This is a genomic window from Roseburia sp. OM04-10BH, assembly GCF_003462605.1.
GTDB lineage: Bacteria > Bacillota > Clostridia > Lachnospirales > Lachnospiraceae > Roseburia_C > Roseburia_C amylophila.
The window spans coordinates 35,936-53,238 of sequence record NZ_QTZI01000013.1 but is presented as its reverse complement, the minus strand read 5'-3'; the positions used below and the strand labels follow the sequence as shown (position 1 = coordinate 53,238).

Genomic DNA, 17,303 nt, shown 5'->3' with positions numbered 1-17,303 from the left:
GAATCACTATGACCAAAGAAGAAAAATTCAAAAACAAAAGTATCAAGAAAAAAGTTAATGATGCATTTAACATGATATTCAGGCTGTATTTTGCAACAGTAGCACTAGCCAGTCTGGGATTGATTCTGCTGGCAGTGGTGCCGGATGCGTTCCGTATTCCGGTTCTGGTTATCTGCATTGTGATTATGCTGACAATCGTAGTAGTAAGTGTTACTTTAACCGGCCGGGAATCCAAGTGGTTAATTTATTATATTGTAAAACCAATCCGGGAATTAGAAGATGTAGCAGAGCATCTTTCCCATGGAGAATTGCATGAGAAAGTAACTTATCAGTCTGAAGATGAAATCGGAGAACTGGCAAACCGGTTCCGTAATATGGAAGATACTTTACAGAAAATTGTTGGCGATTTACAGAATATTTTAAAAGAATTTGCACAGGGTAATTATACCGTACGTTCTTCATGCAAAGAAGCATATGTGGGAGAATTTGAAACTGTGATGGAAGAACTGGTAAGCACCATCCAGAACGTAAGCAGTACATTATGTCTGATTAAGGAATCATCTAATCAGGTAGCCGCCGGCTCTGAACAGCTTGCAATCAGCTCCCAGGATCTGGCAAAGGGTGCAACAGACCAGTCTATTGCAGTAGATAATCTGGTGGAGAATGTTTCAAAGGTTACAGAACAGGTTGTTGCAAACAGCAAGTCAACAGATATTGTACATGACCGTGCAAAGAGCGTAGGAATGGAAGCAAATGTCAGCCAGAACAAGATGCGGGAACTTATGGAGGCAATGGAACGTATCTCGACAACATCCAAAGAGCTGGAAAGAGTTATTACTGAAATTGATGGTATTGCAAGCCAGACTAACCTTCTTTCCCTGAATGCATCCATTGAGGCTGCAAGAGCCGGAGAAGCAGGAAAGGGATTTGCAGTTGTTGCAGAGCAGATTCGTATGCTGGCTGAAAGCAGTGCAGAATCTGCAGAGACATCCAAGCATTTACTGGAGACAAACCAGGTAGAAGTAGAACATGGAAACGAAGTAACACAGCAGACATCAGAATCATTAAATAAGGTTATTACAGAACTGGATGCTATTATTACAGAAGTTGCTAATATCAGAATTGCATCTGACCGCCAGGCAGTGTCAGTAAAAGAAATTGAAGATGGTGTAAAACAGATTGATGATGTTATTCAGACCAATTCTGCAGCATCCCAGGAAGCATCAGCAACCAGTGAAGAATTGTCTGCAGAGGCAACTTCTTTAGATGAACTGGTAGAACGTTTCAAATTATTAGAACAGTAAAGAATTATAAAAATACAGGGGTGAAGATAAGGAAGGAGTCATGCCATGGAAGGTGTAGGAATTGAGAAAATTGTAAAAAAACTGCAGTTAAAGAAATATATTGAGGATATGGAATTAAAGGGACACCGCATCAGACTTGCGGATGTAAACCGTCCGGCGTTACAGCTGAGCGGATATTTTGAACATTTCGAGCAGTCCCGTGTACAGATTATCGGTATGGTAGAATATACATACCTGCAGCATTTGAATGATTCAGAAAAGGACAGCATTTACAGCCGGTTCTTAAAATATGATATACCATGTGTTATTTTCTGCAGGGATTTACAGCCGGATGACCTGTTCTTACAGAGGGCAAAGGAAAATAATGTTCCGGTATTCGGAACAGGCAGAAGCACATCAGAATTCATGGCGGAGCTGATTTATCTTTTGAGTGAAGAGCTTGCTCCGTGTATTACCATCCATGGTGTGCTGGTAGACGTTTACGGTGAGGGACTTCTGATTACCGGTGAAAGCGGAATCGGTAAGAGTGAAGCAGCACTGGAACTGATTAAGCGGGGACATCGTCTGGTAACAGATGATGTGGTAGAAATCCGTAAAATCAATGAGCATACCTTAACCGGCACATCACCGGATATCACCAGATACTTCATTGAGTTAAGAGGTATCGGAATCATTGATGTAAAGACTTTGTTCGGTGTTGAGTGTGTAAAAGAGAAACAGAATATCGATCTCGTAATTAAACTGGAAGACTGGAAGAAAGATAATGAGTATGACCGCCTTGGCCTTGAGGAAGAATATACAGAGTTACTTGGAAATAAAGTAGTATGTCATTCCCTTCCAATCCGTCCAGGCCGAAATCTGGCAGTTATCTGCGAGGCTGCAGCCGTTAACCACAGACAGAAGAAGATGGGTTACAATGCAGCTCAGGAATTGTATCGTCGTGTACAGGCAAATCTGAACAAGAAGGACGACGAGGAAGAAGAGTAAAAGGAGATTCATTCATATGGAACGAGAAGTAGCATGGAATCATTACAGTGAAGAAGAGAAGAAGAAAGTTTTTGAATTTGCAGAAGAGTATCGTAAATTTATATCAGCATGTAAGACAGAAAGAGAATGTGTACGCACTTTTGTAGAGCGGGCAGAGGCAGCAGGATATCTTGATATAAAGAAAGTGATTGCAGAAGGAATAAAACTGGAATCCGGTGCAAGAGTGTATGCAGATAATAATGGAAAAGCACTTGCTATGTTCATTGTAGGAAAGAAACCAATGGAAGAGGGCATGCGGATTCTCGGCGCACATGTGGATTCTCCGAGAATGGATTTAAAACAGAATCCATTCTATGAAGATACCGGGCTTGCTATGTTAGATACCCATTATTATGGTGGTGTGAAGAAATACCAGTGGGTAACACTTCCGCTGGCATTGCATGGTGTAGTGGCAAAGAAAGACGGAAGTGTAGTAGAGGTAAATATTGGAGATAAGCCGGGAGATCCGGTATTTGGTGTCAGTGATTTACTGATTCATCTTGCCGGTGAGCAGATGGAAAAGAAAGCAGCAAAGGTTATTGAAGGAGAAAATTTAGACCTTCTGATTGGAAGTATTCCGCTTGCAGGTGAAGAAAAAGAAAATGCCAAGGATACGGTAAAAGAAAATATCCTTGGAATCTTAAAAGAGGAATATGGAATTGAGGAAGAAGATTTCCTGTCCGCAGAGATTGAAGTAGTACCAGCCGGAGAAGCAAGGGATTATGGATTTGACCGGAGCATGATTATGGGTTATGGGCATGATGACAGAGTCTGTGCGTATCCATCCTTTGAGGCAATGCTGGCAAAAAATGAAACACCGGAATATACCAGTGTATGTCTCCTGGTAGATAAAGAAGAAATCGGCAGCGTGGGAGCAACCGGGATGCAGTCGAGATTTTTTGAAAATATGACAGCAGAAGTGATGGCAGCAGCAGGACAGTATACAGAACTTGCACTGCGTCGTGCATTGCAGAATTCCCATGTATTATCCTCTGATGTCAGTGCGGCATTTGACCCCAATTATCCGTCCGTTATGGATAAGAAAAATGCAGCATATTTTGGAAAAGGAATGGTATTTAATAAATATACCGGTTCCAGAGGAAAGTCAGGTTCTAATGATGCCAGTGCAGAATATGTTGGAAAGTTGCGTGCAGTGATGGACGATGGTAATGTATTTTATCAGACTGCAGAATTAGGTAAAGTAGACCAGGGTGGCGGCGGAACCATCGCGTATATTCTGGCAAATTATGGAATGCAGGTAATTGACAGTGGTGTGGCAGTTTTAAATATGCATGCACCATGGGAGATTATCAGTAAAGCAGATTTATATGAAGCATATAAAGGTTATGTAGCATTTCTGGCTTCATAGAGAAATAAAAAATGGGAGAAGCAAATTGTGAGAGAAGACTGGATAGAAGCCATTAAGACAATTGTAGATGAAAGCAGAATACGCTTGCAGGAGCCGATGAGCCGTCATACCACATTCCGGATTGGGGGCATGGCAGAGATTTTTCTGATGCCGACCATCAAAGAGGCAGTGGATGTCATCACATTGTGCAGAGCAAAGAAGATTCCGTATACGATTATTGGAAACGGAAGCAATCTTCTGGTGGGCGATAAGGGAATTCCCGGAGTGGTCATTGAATTTGGCGCAAATGCTTCTTACATTGAAGTAAAGGAAAATATGATTCATGCCGAAGCGGGAGCATTGCTGTCGAAGGTTGCGCACAAGGCACTGGAAGCATCCTTAGGCGGAATGGAATTTGCAGCAGGAATTCCGGGAAGCATCGGAGGCGCAGTTGTGATGAACGCCGGTGCTTATGGCGGAGAGATGAAGGATATTTTAGTATCTGCGGATCTTTTGACCAAAGATGGTGAAGTGGTAGAAGTTCCGGTAGAAGAGATTTCCTTAAGTTACAGACACAGCCGTGTTATGGAGACCGGGGAAGTAGTGCTGGGTGTAACGTTAAAATTAGTATCCGGAGAAAAAGAGAAAATTGAAGCTGTCATGCAGGAACTCCGCCAGAAACGGCAGGAGAAGCAGCCGTTGGAATTCCCAAGTGCAGGAAGTACCTTTAAGCGGCCGGAAGGCTATTTTGCCGGAAAGCTGATTATGGATGCCGGGTTAAGAGGCTATCGTGTGGGAGATGCCCAGGTATCCGAGAAACATTGTGGCTTTGTTATAAACCGTGGGCAGGCAACTGCAGCAGAAGTGGAAGAGCTGATGCGCAGGGTGCAGGAAAAAGTAGAACAGGAGTTTCAGGTAAGACTGGAGCCGGAAGTAAGAAGGTTAGGAGAATTTTCATGAAACTGGTAATTCTGACAGGAATGTCCGGGGCGGGAAAGAGTACAGCACTTAAGATGATGGAGGATATCGGATTTTATTGTGTCGATAATCTGCCGATTCCGCTGATTGAAAAGTTTATAGAGTTGGCAGATTTAAGAAATACCGAGCTTCAGAAGGTTGCGGTGGGTGTGGATATCCGAAGCGGACAGGCATTGGAAGATTTGCAGGATATTCTTGACCACCTGAGAGGTGAAGGAAAAGAATTTGATGTACTGTTTTTGGATGCAGAGGATGGTGTGCTGGTAAAACGTTATAAAGAAACCAGAAGAAGTCATCCACTGGCAGGAAGCGATCGTGTCGATAAAGGCATCGAAGAAGAAAGAAGAAGATTGGAATTCTTAAAGAAACAGGCAAATTACATTATAGATACCAGTCATCTTCTGACCAGAGAATTAAAAACAGAATTAAATAAAATATTTGTAGAGAATCAGGAGTTTAAGAATTTATTTATCACAATTTTATCCTTTGGATTCAAGTATGGAATTCCGGCAGATGCAGATCTGGTGTTTGATGTACGTTTTCTGCCAAATCCGTATTATGTGGAAGGATTACGCCCAAAGAATGGTAATGATAAAGAGATTCAGGATTTTGTGATGCAATATAAGGAAGCCCACGTATTTCTGGATAAATTAGAAGATATGATAAAATTCCTGATACCGAATTACATAACAGAGGGAAAGAGCCAGCTGGTAATTGCCATTGGCTGTACCGGAGGCAAGCATCGTTCCGTAACCCTTGCCAATGAATTGTTTAAACGGTTGGAGAAACAGAAACAGTTTGGAATTAAGATAGAGCATCGTGACATTGAAAAGGATACGATGCGGCATTAGATGGAGATATGAGATGTCTTTTTCAGGAGAAGTAAAGGCGGAACTGGAGAAGCATATAAGTAAAAGCAGACACTGTCAGTTAGCAGAACTTGCAGCAATTATAAGTTTTTCTGGAAGAATGATATTGACGGGAGCAGATCCCAGATTGGAAATTGCAACAGAACATGCCGGATTGGCAAAAAAGTGCTATACGCTTTTGAAGCGGGCATTTGACATCAGTGCAGAGTTATCTGAACAGAATCCGGGTGTGTTATATATAGAAGAACAGGATGCCATGCGCAGGGTATTAATGGCACTTAAATTTTTGGAAGAGGACGGTTCACTGCATCCGTTCCGACAGGCAGTAAATGGAATGTTGCTGCAGAAGTCCTGCTGTAGAAGGACGTTTGTAAGAGGAGCATTTCTGGCTTCGGGTTCCATGAGTGACCCGCATAAATCCTATCATTTTGAAATTGTATGTGCAACGCCACAACAGGCAGAACAGCTCAGGACGGTAATCAGTGACTTTGGCATGGATGCGAAAGTGGTGGAACGTAAGAAGCACCATGTGGTATACTTAAAAGAAGGTGCACAGATTGTGGATATGTTAAATATCATGGAAGCACATGTGGCACTGATGAACCTTGAAAATGTACGCATTTTGAAAGAGATGCGTAACAGTGTAAACCGGCAGGTAAATTGTGAAACTGCCAATATTAATAAGACAGTGAATGCTGCAGTAAAGCAGATTGAAGATATTAAGTTTATCCAGGAAAAGGGACGACTGCAGGAATTGCCGGATAATCTTTACGAGATGGCACAGGTACGTTTGGAGCACCCGGAAGCGCCTCTTAAGGAACTGGGGGCATACTTAAATCCACCGGTGGGAAAATCCGGTGTGAATCACAGGTTAAGAAAGATAAGTGAAATTGCTGAAAACATGAGAGTATGAAAAGGATGAGGAGGAATACATATGATGAAGAAAGAGGTGACCATTAAATTTGTCAATGGTGTCGAAGCAAGTCCCATTGCATTGCTTGTTCAGACTGCAAATCGTTTTTCCAGCAGTATTTATATTGAATCCGGAGATAAAAAAGTAAATGTGAAGAGCATTATGGGTATGATGTCACTGGCAATGAATTATGAGGATATGGTAACAGTTGTTACTGAGGGTGAGGACGAGAAGGAAGCCTTGGATACATTGGAACAGTTCCTGTCTGAGGGCTAGAAGGAAAAGAGAGGTTATGTAAAAAATGAAAAAGAAATTACTTTTTATATTTAATCCACATTCCGGCAAGGGACTGATTAAGAATAAACTGTTAGAAATTGTAGATATTATGGTAAAGGCAGATTATGAAGTAACCATATATCCGACACAGAGCAAAGGGGATGCGCAGAACCATGTCAGAGAAGAAGCGAAGAATTATGATTTGATTGTCTGTAGTGGTGGAGACGGTACTTTGGATGAAGCAGTTAGCGGAATGATGGAAAGTGAAGAAAAGACACTGCTTGGTTATATTCCGGCAGGAAGTACCAACGACTTTGCCAATTCTTTAAGAATACCTAAAAGCATGCTAAAGGCAGCAAATGTAGCGGTAAAGGGAAGACGGTTTCCGGTAGATATAGGATATTTTAATGGAGATTCATTCGTATATGTGGCAGCATTTGGACTGTTTACTGCAGTATCTTATCAGACCAGCCAGCAGTTAAAGAATGTATTAGGACACGCAGCTTATATTTTAGAAGGAATGAAACAGCTTTTAGACATTCCGGTCTATAAGATGCGGGTAGAATATGATGATGAGGTATTAGAGGACGAATTTATCTATGGTATGATTACCAATTCTATTTCTGTGGGGGGATTTAAGAACCTGACAGGTAAAAATGTACTCCTGGATGACGGTGTTTTTGAGGTGACACTGATTAAAGCACCGAAGAATCCACTGGAGTTAAATGAGATTATTGCAGCATTAACCAGCCGCAAGGATGATACCGACCTGGTATACTCATTTAAGAGCAGCAATATTAAGTTTTATCCGGAAGAAATTATTCCATGGACTTTAGATGGTGAGTTTGGGGGAGACCATAAGGAAGTGGAAATAAGAAATATGCACCAGGCTTTGGAGATTATGGTCAAGAATAAAGAAACATCTGTAAAATGATTGTTATATTTTTAACTTTATTTTTGGGAAAAGCCATGGTACAATGAAAAAAAACAATGGAGGAATCAAAATGTTAGTATCAGCAACAGAAATGTTAAAAAAAGCAAAAGCTGGTCATTATGCAGTAGGCCAGTTCAATATCAACAACCTTGAGTGGACAAAATCAATACTGTTAACTGCAGAAGAATTAAAATCCCCTGTAATTCTTGGTGTATCTGAAGGTGCAGGAAAATATATGACAGGTTTTAAGACCGTTGCAGCTATGGTAAAAGCTATGGATGAAGAACTTGGAATCACAGTTCCTGTAGCACTTCACTTAGATCATGGAACATATGAAGGATGTTATAAATGTATTAAAGCTGGATTTACATCTATCATGTTTGATGGTTCTCATTATCCATTTGAAGAGAACCTTGCTAAGTCTACAGAGCTTGTAAATGTAGCTCATCAGCTTGGACTTTCTATCGAGTGTGAGGTTGGTTCCATCGGTGGAGAAGAAGACGGAGTAGTTGGAATGGGCGAGTGCGCAGATCCTAACGAGTGTAAGACAATCGCTGATCTTGGTGTAGATATGCTTGCAGCAGGTATCGGTAATATCCACGGAAAATATCCGGCAAACTGGAAAGGACTTTCCTTCGAGACTCTGGACGCTATCCAGCAGAAGACAGGAACTATGCCATTAGTACTTCACGGTGGTACAGGAATTCCTGCAGATATGATTAAGAAAGCTATCTCTCTTGGCGTATCTAAGATTAATGTAAATACAGAGTGTCAGTTATCTTTCGCAGATGCTACACGTAAATATATTGAAGCTGGTAAGGACTTAGAGGGCAAAGGATTTGACCCACGTAAATTATTAGCTCCGGGTGCAGAAGCAATCAAAGCTACTGTAAAAGAAAAAATGGAATTATTTGGTTCTGTTGGAAAAGCAGAATAAGAATGATTTTTATAAGGGCCGCCCATTAGAGGGTGCAAGTAAGGGATTTTTATCCTTTGAAAAATTGGCATAGTTTCGGAGAAATCCGGCTATGCCATTTTTTTCTTTTGCTTGCAGGAAGATTAACTGCACTAATGCAGTTGTAGATAATTTGGATTTCCTGCTGTCTGCGACCATCCATTTTCTCTGCTTTGAATACAATAATCTTGTCATCGAATTCTCGTATAATCTCAGCATTTAATTCTGTAAATTCAGCATATTTCTTTACTAATGATAAGAAGTACTGTGCATTGAGGTTTTCTTCCTTAGCCTTTGATAAGAATAATTTCAGTTCAGAGACTCTTTATATTCTTTCTTGCCTGAAATGCTGGAAACCACGGAATGCGTACATTAAAAAGTACAGAAGAGGGCACGGAAAAAGTAGTTGCAGATGAGAATGGGTATGCAGTACCGCCTGGCAGCAACTGATTTCGAAACCGGCGATTGATAAAATCGACAAAAAATGTATATTATTTTGCACAAATTTGTAGAATGTATCAAAAATAAAAAAAATATAAACTTTGACTTGATTTTTTAGAAAGTTTCATGTATTTTAGATATAGCAGATGAAATGTGCGTGACGAACAAGGGTGTTCCAAAGGAATTGGAATGCCCTTTTTTCTATATCTGGGGAATTACCGGAGGAGAGAAGTCATACATTGATTGCAGAAAATAAAAATCATATTTCTCAGGGGATTTATGGTGAGAGGCAGAAAGGATGTATAGTATGAGTGAGACAGAATATTTCAATGTAGCAGATATTTTCGGCGAGAACGTATTCAATGATGCAGTAATGCAGGAACGTCTTCCGAAAAAGACCTACAAAAAGTTAAGAGAAGTAATCGAAGAGGGAAAAGAATTAGACCTTGAGACAGCAGACGTAGTGGCACATGAGATGAAAGAGTGGGCAATCGAAAAAGGAGCTACCCATTATACACACTGGTTCCAGCCATTAACAGGAGTAACTGCTGAGAAACATGATTCCTTTATTACAGCACCAATGCCAAACGGTAAAGTTTTGATGAGCTTTTCCGGTAAGGAATTAATCAAAGGTGAGCCGGATGCATCTTCTTTTCCATCCGGTGGATTAAGAGCAACCTTTGAGGCAAGAGGATATACAGCATGGGATTGTACTTCGCCGGCATTCGTAAGACAGGATGCAGCAGGAGCAACTCTTTGTATTCCTACCGCTTTCTGCTCCTACACAGGAGAAGCATTGGACCAGAAGACACCGTTACTTCGTTCCATGGAAGCAATTAATACCCAGTCTCTCCGGCTTTTAAGATTATTTGGAAATACAACATCTAAGAAAGTAACTCCTTCCGTTGGACCGGAGCAGGAATATTTCATCGTAGACAGAGAAAAATATTTAAAGAGAAAAGATTTAATCTTTACCGGACGTACCTTATTTGGAGCAATGCCTCCAAAAGGACAGGAAATGGATGACCATTACTTCGGAATCATCCGTGAGAGAATTGCAGCATACATGAGAGATGTAAATAAAGAATTATGGAAACTTGGTGTATCTGCAAAGACACAGCATAACGAAGTTGCTCCTGCACAGCATGAGTTAGCTCCAATCTACTCCGAAGCAAACGTAGCAGTAGACCACAACCAGTTAGTAATGGAAACCTTAAAGAAGGTTGCCGGCCGTCATGGCTTACAGTGTCTGCTTCATGAGAAGCCATTTGCAGGTGTCAATGGTTCTGGAAAACATAACAACTGGTCTATCACAACAGATGATGGAATTAACTTATTAGAGCCGGGCAAAACACCTCATGAGAACGTACAGTTCTTATTAGTGCTTACCTGTATCTTAAAAGCAGTAGATAAACATGCAGACCTGCTTCGTGAATCTGCAGCAGACGTTGGAAACGACCACAGATTAGGAGCAAACGAGGCACCGCCAGCAATCGTTTCTATCTATCTTGGAGAACAGTTACAGGATGTATTATCACAGCTTATCTGCACCGGAGAAGCTACACACAGTTTAGCTGGTTCTAAATTAGAGACTGGTGTTAAGACATTGCCTGACTTCATGAAAGATGCAACAGACCGTAACAGAACTTCACCATTTGCATTTACCGGAAATAAATTCGAGTTCCGTATGGTTGGTTCTCAGGATTCCATCGCACAGCCTAACGTTGTATTGAATACAATCGTAGCAGAAGCATTTTCTGAGGCGTGTGATGAACTGGAAAAAGCAGACGATTTCGATATGGCAGTACATGATCTGATTAAGAAATATGCAACTGAGCATCAGAGAATCGTATTCAACGGAAACGGATATTCTGATGAATGGGTAGAGGAAGCAGAGCGTCGTGGACTTCCAAACATCAAGTCCATGGTAGATGCAATCCCGGCACTGAATACAGAAAAAGCAGTTTCTTTATTCGAGCGTTTTGGTGTATTTACCAAAGCGGAGCTGGATTCCCGTGTAGAAATCGAATATGAGACTTACGCAAAAGAGATTAACATCGAAGCAAAAGCTATGATTGATATTGCAGGAAAACAGATTATCCCGGCAGTTATCAAATATACAACAGAGCTTGCAACTTCTGCAGCAGCTGTAAAATCTGTATGTGATGCAGACATCAGTGTTCAGACAGAATTACTGGCAGAAGTATCTGACCTCTTATCTGAGACCAAGGTTGCTTTGGCAAAACTGGAAGAAGTAACAGAAAAAGGTGGAACAATGGAAGAGGGAAGAGATCAGGCTGTATATTACAGAGATGTTGTAAAAACAACAATGGATGCATTAAGAGCTCCGGTTGACAAGTTAGAGATGCTTGTTGACAAAGATATATGGCCAATGCCATCTTATGGAGATTTAATCTTCGAAGTATAAAAAAAGAACTTTAATTGCAGGGCATTCTCCTTAGAACAGACGGAAAAAGAGGCATAAAAGGGAGGATGCCAGGCAACTTAAGTTACCTGGCAGATTATGAAAAAGAATATTTAAAGTTATGTTTTTCTTTTGCTTATGACTATACTATATCAGCCTAATTTGAAAAAAGCGTGTTGATAAAGTGAATCATCTTTGAATGCCAGGTGAATAAATTGTGAACAATAATAAGAAGGAGGACGAGATGATATGAAAAAGCTGGAAATTATTATTAAACCGGAAAAGCTTGAAGACTTGAAAGCAGTCTTGGAAAGCAGTGAAGTCAATGGTTTAAACATTGTAAATAGCATGGGATATGGTAATCAGAAGGGTATTATCAAGAATTACCGTGGAGCATCTTATAATGTAACATTACTTCCGAAAATCAAAGTAGAGACTGTTGTTTCGGATGAAGTTGCGCCAGGATTAATTGATAAGGTAGTAGATGAGATTAATACCGGTAACTTTGGTGATGGTAAAATCTTTGTGTATGATGTAGAAGATGCCGTTCGTATCCGTACCGGTGAACATGGTGACAAAGCATTATAAAAGATGCAAAGAGGAGTAAGGCACAGATAGGAAACTGTCTTGTGGATATTGAAAAATGAATATCGCAAATAAATATTATCGAAGGAGATAAGCAGACAAGGAGAGAGCCTTGTTTGATATCTCTATTTTTTTTACTTTAATATTTATTTTGGTAAAGGAGGAAATGATTATGGATATGAGTGTTTGGTTCCTGATGGGAGCAGCGTTAGTATTTTTTATGCAATGTGGATTTGCAATGGTAGAGGCTGGTTTTACCAGATCAAAAAATACAGGTAATATTACAATGAAGAACCTGATGGACTTCTGTATTGGTACCGTTGCATTTTATTTATTAGGATATAATATTCTTTGTGGTGATGGAAAATTTGTAGGATGGGGTTTAAATCCATTGAAGAATTTTGGAACAACAGACTGGTCCAATTTCGTATTTAACCTGGTATTCTGTGCAACAGCTGCAACAATTGTATCTGGAGCAATGGCAGAGCGTACCAAATTCATTACATATTGTATTTACAGTTTTGTAATCAGCCTGATTGTATATCCGGTAGAAGCACACTGGGTATGGGGCGGAACTCCATGGCTTACAGACCTTGGATTTACAGATTTCGCAGGTTCTGCATGTATTCATATGGTAGGTGGAATTACCGCATTTATCGGAGCCGCTTTATTAGGACCTCGTATTGGTAAATATGACAAAGATGGTAAATCAAGACCTATTATGGGCCACAACATTTTGATTGGTGCTTTGGGAGTATTTATTCTCTGGTTTGGCTGGTATGGATTTAATGGTGCAGCAGCAACTGATACCTTACAGCTTTCACAGATTTTTGCAACAACAACCATTGCACCGGCAGCAGCAACTGTTACAGCAATGATTTATACCTGGATTAAGAATGGTAAACCGGATGTGTCCATGTCTTTAAATGGTTCCCTGGCAGGTCTGGTAGCAATTACAGCAGGATGTGCAAATGTTGATGCAGTAGGTGCATTCGTTATCGGTGGTTTAGCTGGTATCCTTTGTACCATGTCAGTATACTTTGTAGAAGACAAATTAAAAGTAGATGACCCGGTTGGCGCTGTATCCGTACACGGTGCCTGTGGTCTTTTTGGAACATTGATGGTAGGTCTCTTCGATTATACAGATGGCCTCTTCTATGGTGGCGGAGTTCATCATCTGGCTATTCAGGCACTTGGTGTCGTATGTATCGCAGGCTGGGTAATTGTAACCATGAGCATTGTATTTATCGTATTAAAAAAGACAATTGGTCTTAGAGTATCAAAAGAAGAAGAGTTAGAAGGTCTGGATTCTACTGAGCATGGCTTAGAGTCAGCTTACCCGGATTTTGTAACAAGAGAACTTCACTAATCATGTACTAATCTAATTGTGATTAGGTTAGTAATTATCTAATCCCCTTAGTAGTATATACATCAACAACGAAAGTCCTGGCGTATGTCAGGGCTTTTGTTGTTGTCTGTGCCCGGTATCAGATAGAAAAAATAGAAGCTGCCTTTGGCAGCTTCTATAGGTGTCTGATTATAGAATAATGATTTGGTTAATTCGTAGTGTTTCCATCAGAGCCGGTACCGGAACTTCCACCGCCGGTTCCTGTACCACCACCGGTTCCTGTGCCACTGCCGGTTCCTGTGCCACTGCCGGTGCCTGTATTGCCGCCGGTTCCACCACCATTGGTTCCTGTATCACCACCGGTATTTGTACTGGTTCCGGTTCCGGTATTACCATGATCTGGTGTAGTATTATCCCCACCACCGGTAAGACTTCCACTGGTTGGATTAGAGGTATCTGTTGTATTAGTAGATGGGGTGGAAGGCTGTGTAACGGAACTTGAAGTGTGTACGTTACAGGTGCTGTTGGATAATTCATCTGTCATAAGATATGGAGAATCATCCGTACCTTCAGAACCGCCAACGATATAGATACCAGTCTGTCTTGTTTCGTTCGGACAATATTCATTTGCAAGCATTCCGGAGGAAGTACAGATTGTTGCGCTGACATGATGGTCACATACTTCTGTTGGAACTGTGCCGGTTGCAAAATATTCTGTTTCAACCATGCTGCCACGCGGATCACAGTCACATAAACCTTCTACGGCAAGTTTTCCGGATTTCTTACATACGACAGCAGAAGTAATTCCGCTTGGCATAGTAAAGTCTTTATATTCCAGATTTTCATGAACACGGGACATAACTGCTTTCCAGATTAACTTTGGATATCTGGTGCTGGAAAGTTCGCTGTTATCATCATATCCGCCCCATACACCACAGGTATAATATGGTGTGTATCCTACGAAAAGAGCATCGCGGTCAGAGGTTGTAGTACCTGTTTTACCGGCAATCGGCATAGAACCGAAGTTAACGATTGTACCGGTACCGGAGGTAACAACATCTTCCATGGCATTGGTTAAGAGCCATGCAGTGGTGTCCTTTAATACAGTATGGGTCTGCGGAGTATTGTCAATTAAAACATTTCCGTCATGGTCTAAAATCTTGGTATAGAATCTTGGTTTGGTATAAGTACCGCCATTTGCAACGGTCGCATAGGCGGCAGTTAATTCTAAGTTGGTAACACCTTTATAGATACCTCCAAGGCAGAGAGCCTGATTATTATCGTGTTCAGCATCTAAGGTGGTAAATCCGAAGCTCTGTAAGTAACTGTAACCTAAATCGGTACTGATATCGGTGAGGGTCTTAACTGTTACAATATTGATGGAGTGGCAGATTGCTTCTCTTAAAGTAGTAAATCCGCGATACTGGTCATCATAGTTACGAAGAGAACGTCCATTGGTATAAGAATAAGGAGCATCATCTTCTACAGAAGCTAAGGTCATTCCGCCACTGTCAAGAGCAGGTGCATAAGCAGCTAAAATCTTGAAGGTGGAACCCGGCTGTCTGGTGGTATCAGAAGCACGGTTTAAGGTTTTGTTTGCGGTTTTATCACCACGGCCACCAACTAATGCTTTCACTTCACCGGTAGCCTGATCCATCAGCGTAAGGGAAGCCTGTGGCTGAATCGTAAAGGTAACGGATTCGCCGCTGCCCGGGATGGTATCTCCCTCTTCCATAATATCTGCTTTATACTGGTCAATGGCAGCCTGGGCATCTTCTTTGGAACTGAAGTTGATGTTGTAGCTGTTATTACCGGTTTTTTCACGATAGTAGGTGAGCATGGTCTGTTCACTGTAATTCTGCAGTGTACCATCGGCTTTCTGGATGGAAAGACGATAGGAGAAAGAATATTCCACCTGACCGTTGTAGTTATCTAAGTTATTGACTTCCTCATCACAAATCTGCTGGAGATTAGCATTCTGGGTGGAGTAAATGGTAAGACCACCACCATACAGTGCATTGAAAGCCTGTGTCTCGGTATAACCTAATTCATTGATTAAGTCATCCATTACCTGGTCGGTAAGGGTATCCACAAAGTAGGAGTTGACATTTGCAGTAGAAGAAGTGCTGTTATCTACAATCTGAATACGGTCGTAGACATTATCTGCTAATGCTTCGTCGTGTTCTTCCTGCGAAATATAACCTTGGTCTAACATATTGTCTAAGACATCTTTACGACGGGATGCGTTGTTGTCCGGGTTAGTAATCGGATTATACTTTGTCGGACTCTTGGTAATTGCTGCAATTACTGCACACTCAGAAAGTGTTAAGTCAGATACATCTTTGTTAAAATATCGTTTGGATGCAGCCTGGACACCAAGGGTATTCTGACCAAGGTTAATGGTGTTTAAGTAATTTTCCAGAATCCAGTTCTTGGATTCTCTTTTTTCAAGCTGTACAGCCAGATACTGTTCCTGTATTTTACGCTCAAACTTGTCAGCCATACTGTCTTCGCTTGTCCAGTCAGTGAAAACGTTGTTTTTCAGAAGCTGCTGTGTAATTGTGCTGGCTCCCTGATTAAAATGAAAACCGGATGCAATGCCTTTGAAGCCGGCACGGATGATTCCTTTGATATCAATTCCGTTGTGATCGTAAAAACGTTCATCTTCGATGGCTACGAATGCATGTTGAAGATTAATCGGCATCTTATCAATGGTTACCGGGTCACGATTTGTACCGGAAGTAACCAGAGTGGCAATTTCATTACCCTCATCGTCAAGAACGGTAGAGAGCTGTCCGGTAGGACTTGCATCAATATCATCTATATCTGGTGCAGAATCAATGATTCCTTTGAAGATTCCGATTCCTGCACAAATACCGACGACAGCTGCTAAGAAAAAGCAGATCAGTAGAGTCTTGCAGAAAATTACGGAAAACTTCTTACGGACCATAGTACCTTTGGAAGTGAGCTCTTTTTCCTTCCTGGCGGTACTCTTCTTTCCATAATTCATAATGTGCCTCCTTTGGATTAATAACATTATTTTCTTATTATAGCAAAAAGATACCATATAATAAAGAAAAAAGTAAAAACGCAAGGTTTTGATAAGAAATTCTTAAGGTTTCCTTGCAGGAAAAATGGAAATCATGCTACAATAAGGAAACGAAAAAAGAGGCAGGAGCAATGCAATATGTCAGAAGTTTCAAACGGAAAAGTAATATATGAAGGCGGCAGTGGTGAGCTTGAAGAGAAAAAATCGCGGTTTATTGCAAATATTGCACCAGTTACCACAGAAGAGGAAGCGGTAGCATATATCAATACTATGAAGAAAAAATACTGGGATGCAAGACATAACTGCTCCGCATTTATAATAGGAAGAAATCAGGAGCTGACCCGCTGCTCGGATGACGGAGAACCTTCCGGCACAGCAGGCCGTCCGATGTTAGACGTACTTTTACGGGAGGGCATCCGGGATGTAGTGGTAGTAGTAACCCGGTATTTTGGTGGAACACTTCTGGGAACCGGTGGACTGGTGCGTGCTTATCAGGGTGCTGTACAGGAGGGTTTAAAGAATTGTACCATCATTGAAAAGAGACCGGGAAAGCGTCTTAAGATAAGTACGGATTATACAGGACTTGGCAAGATACAGTATCTTCTGGCAGAACAGGGCGTTACGATTATGGATACCGAATATGCAGAAGGTGTGGAACTGGATGCAGCAGTACCGTTAGAACAGTGTCTGGAATTAGAAAAGAAACTTACGGATTCCACCAGTGGAAAGGCAAAGCTGATGTGGGAAGAGACCATTGAATTTGCAGATTTGAACGGTACAATCAAGGTTTTTTGATGACCTGTAAAAACTTTTTGCAAAAAATCGAAAAAAAATCGAAAAAGTGCTTGACGA

The 17,303-nt window shown here is 41.1% G+C and carries 15 protein-coding genes; 13 read left to right on the top strand and 2 right to left on the bottom strand.

All coding sequences use genetic code 11. The features are described 5' to 3' along the window. Window positions 1-8 precede the first annotated feature (8 nt). The 9 genes from DXB43_RS12620 (at window position 9) to fba (ending at window position 8,585) form a co-directional block, all read left to right on the top strand. Complete coding sequence (locus tag DXB43_RS12620; RefSeq protein ID WP_117696659.1) at window positions 9-1,304, top strand: methyl-accepting chemotaxis protein; 1,296 nt, start codon at window positions 9-11, stop codon at window positions 1,302-1,304. A 45-nt stretch (window positions 1,305-1,349) separates the two neighbouring features. Further along, complete coding sequence (hprK, locus tag DXB43_RS12615; protein ID WP_022243584.1) at window positions 1,350-2,291, top strand: HPr(Ser) kinase/phosphatase; 942 nt, start codon at window positions 1,350-1,352, stop codon at window positions 2,289-2,291. Between the two features lie 16 nt (window positions 2,292-2,307). Further along, window positions 2,308-3,699: an aminopeptidase gene (locus DXB43_RS12610; protein ID WP_117947727.1), complete on the top strand. Its 1,392-nt coding sequence runs from the start codon at window positions 2,308-2,310 to the stop codon at window positions 3,697-3,699. A 27-nt stretch (window positions 3,700-3,726) separates the two neighbouring features. Beyond that, complete coding sequence (gene murB / locus DXB43_RS12605) at window positions 3,727-4,638, top strand: UDP-N-acetylmuramate dehydrogenase (protein WP_117696665.1); 912 nt, start codon at window positions 3,727-3,729, stop codon at window positions 4,636-4,638. Further along, a complete protein-coding gene (gene rapZ, locus DXB43_RS12600) occupies window positions 4,635-5,507 on the top strand; it encodes an RNase adapter RapZ (protein ID WP_117696668.1) in 873 nt (290 codons plus the stop codon). Before murB ends, rapZ begins: the two co-directional genes overlap by 4 nt. Window positions 5,508-5,520: 13 nt before the next feature. Further along, window positions 5,521-6,438, top strand: a complete 918-nt coding sequence (gene whiA / locus DXB43_RS12595; protein ID WP_022243580.1) for a DNA-binding protein WhiA — start codon at window positions 5,521-5,523, stop codon at window positions 6,436-6,438. A gap of 21 nt (window positions 6,439-6,459) precedes the next feature. Beyond that, window positions 6,460-6,714, top strand: a complete 255-nt coding sequence (locus DXB43_RS12590) for an HPr family phosphocarrier protein (protein WP_022243579.1) — start codon at window positions 6,460-6,462, stop codon at window positions 6,712-6,714. A gap of 25 nt (window positions 6,715-6,739) precedes the next feature. After that, window positions 6,740-7,648 (top strand): diacylglycerol/lipid kinase family protein, encoded by a 909-nt coding sequence (locus tag DXB43_RS12585; RefSeq protein ID WP_117696671.1) that lies wholly within the window; start codon window positions 6,740-6,742, stop codon window positions 7,646-7,648. Window positions 7,649-7,718: 70 nt separating this feature from the next. Further along, entirely contained in the window at window positions 7,719-8,585 is an 867-nt protein-coding gene (gene fba, locus DXB43_RS12580) for a class II fructose-1,6-bisphosphate aldolase (RefSeq protein ID WP_022243577.1), read from the top strand. Window positions 8,586-8,634: 49 nt separating this feature from the next. On the opposite strand, the gene DXB43_RS15935 is transcribed toward fba, so the two are convergent. Then, entirely contained in the window at window positions 8,635-8,916 is a 282-nt protein-coding gene (locus tag DXB43_RS15935) for a DUF4368 domain-containing protein (protein ID WP_242994275.1), read from the bottom strand. 435 nt (window positions 8,917-9,351) lie between these two features. Here DXB43_RS15935 and DXB43_RS12570 point away from each other — a divergent pair, with 435 nt between their 5' ends. The 3 genes from DXB43_RS12570 (at window position 9,352) to DXB43_RS12560 (ending at window position 13,423) form a co-directional block, all read left to right on the top strand. After that, on the top strand, window positions 9,352-11,472 hold the full coding sequence (locus DXB43_RS12570; RefSeq protein ID WP_117842224.1) for a glutamine synthetase III family protein: 2,121 nt from the start codon (window positions 9,352-9,354) through the stop codon (window positions 11,470-11,472). Between the two features lie 246 nt (window positions 11,473-11,718). Then, window positions 11,719-12,057, top strand: coding sequence for a P-II family nitrogen regulator (locus DXB43_RS12565; RefSeq protein WP_022243575.1), 339 nt, complete (start codon window positions 11,719-11,721; stop codon window positions 12,055-12,057). A gap of 169 nt (window positions 12,058-12,226) precedes the next feature. Next, window positions 12,227-13,423 (top strand): ammonium transporter, encoded by a 1,197-nt coding sequence (locus DXB43_RS12560; RefSeq protein WP_117947749.1) that lies wholly within the window; start codon window positions 12,227-12,229, stop codon window positions 13,421-13,423. 187 nt (window positions 13,424-13,610) lie between these two features. Here DXB43_RS12560 and DXB43_RS12555 read toward each other — a convergent pair whose 3' ends face one another. Continuing rightward, the gene (locus DXB43_RS12555) at window positions 13,611-16,412 is read right to left on the bottom strand and encodes a transglycosylase domain-containing protein (RefSeq protein ID WP_117947726.1); all 2,802 of its coding nucleotides are present in this window, start codon (window positions 16,410-16,412) and stop codon (window positions 13,611-13,613) included. A 177-nt stretch (window positions 16,413-16,589) separates the two neighbouring features. On the opposite strand from DXB43_RS12555, the gene DXB43_RS12550 reads away from it, so the two are divergent. Next, the gene (locus tag DXB43_RS12550) at window positions 16,590-17,246 is read left to right on the top strand and encodes a YigZ family protein (RefSeq protein ID WP_117696681.1); all 657 of its coding nucleotides are present in this window, start codon (window positions 16,590-16,592) and stop codon (window positions 17,244-17,246) included. The last annotated feature ends 57 nt before the right edge of the window (window positions 17,247-17,303 follow it).

Excerpts from the sequence above, each read along its gene's own strand:
- DXB43_RS12620 (WP_117696659.1), top strand. The coding sequence starts at position 9 with ATGACCAAAGAAGAAAAATTCAAAAACAAAAGTATCAAGAAAAAAGTT.
- hprK (WP_022243584.1), top strand. The coding sequence starts at position 1,350 with ATGGAAGGTGTAGGAATTGAGAAAATTGTAAAAAAACTGCAGTTAAAG.
- DXB43_RS12610 (WP_117947727.1), top strand. The coding sequence starts at position 2,308 with ATGGAACGAGAAGTAGCATGGAATCATTACAGTGAAGAAGAGAAGAAG.
- rapZ (WP_117696668.1), top strand. The coding sequence starts at position 4,635 with ATGAAACTGGTAATTCTGACAGGAATGTCCGGGGCGGGAAAGAGTACA.
- whiA (WP_022243580.1), top strand. The coding sequence starts at position 5,521 with ATGTCTTTTTCAGGAGAAGTAAAGGCGGAACTGGAGAAGCATATAAGT.
- DXB43_RS12590 (WP_022243579.1), top strand. The coding sequence starts at position 6,460 with ATGATGAAGAAAGAGGTGACCATTAAATTTGTCAATGGTGTCGAAGCA.
- DXB43_RS12585 (WP_117696671.1), top strand. The coding sequence starts at position 6,740 with ATGAAAAAGAAATTACTTTTTATATTTAATCCACATTCCGGCAAGGGA.
- fba (WP_022243577.1), top strand. The coding sequence starts at position 7,719 with ATGTTAGTATCAGCAACAGAAATGTTAAAAAAAGCAAAAGCTGGTCAT.
- DXB43_RS12570 (WP_117842224.1), top strand. The coding sequence starts at position 9,352 with ATGAGTGAGACAGAATATTTCAATGTAGCAGATATTTTCGGCGAGAAC.
- DXB43_RS12565 (WP_022243575.1), top strand. The coding sequence starts at position 11,719 with ATGAAAAAGCTGGAAATTATTATTAAACCGGAAAAGCTTGAAGACTTG.
- DXB43_RS12560 (WP_117947749.1), top strand. The coding sequence starts at position 12,227 with ATGGATATGAGTGTTTGGTTCCTGATGGGAGCAGCGTTAGTATTTTTT.
- DXB43_RS12555 (WP_117947726.1), bottom strand. The coding sequence starts at position 16,412 with ATGAATTATGGAAAGAAGAGTACCGCCAGGAAGGAAAAAGAGCTCACT.
- DXB43_RS12550 (WP_117696681.1), top strand. The coding sequence starts at position 16,590 with ATGTCAGAAGTTTCAAACGGAAAAGTAATATATGAAGGCGGCAGTGGT.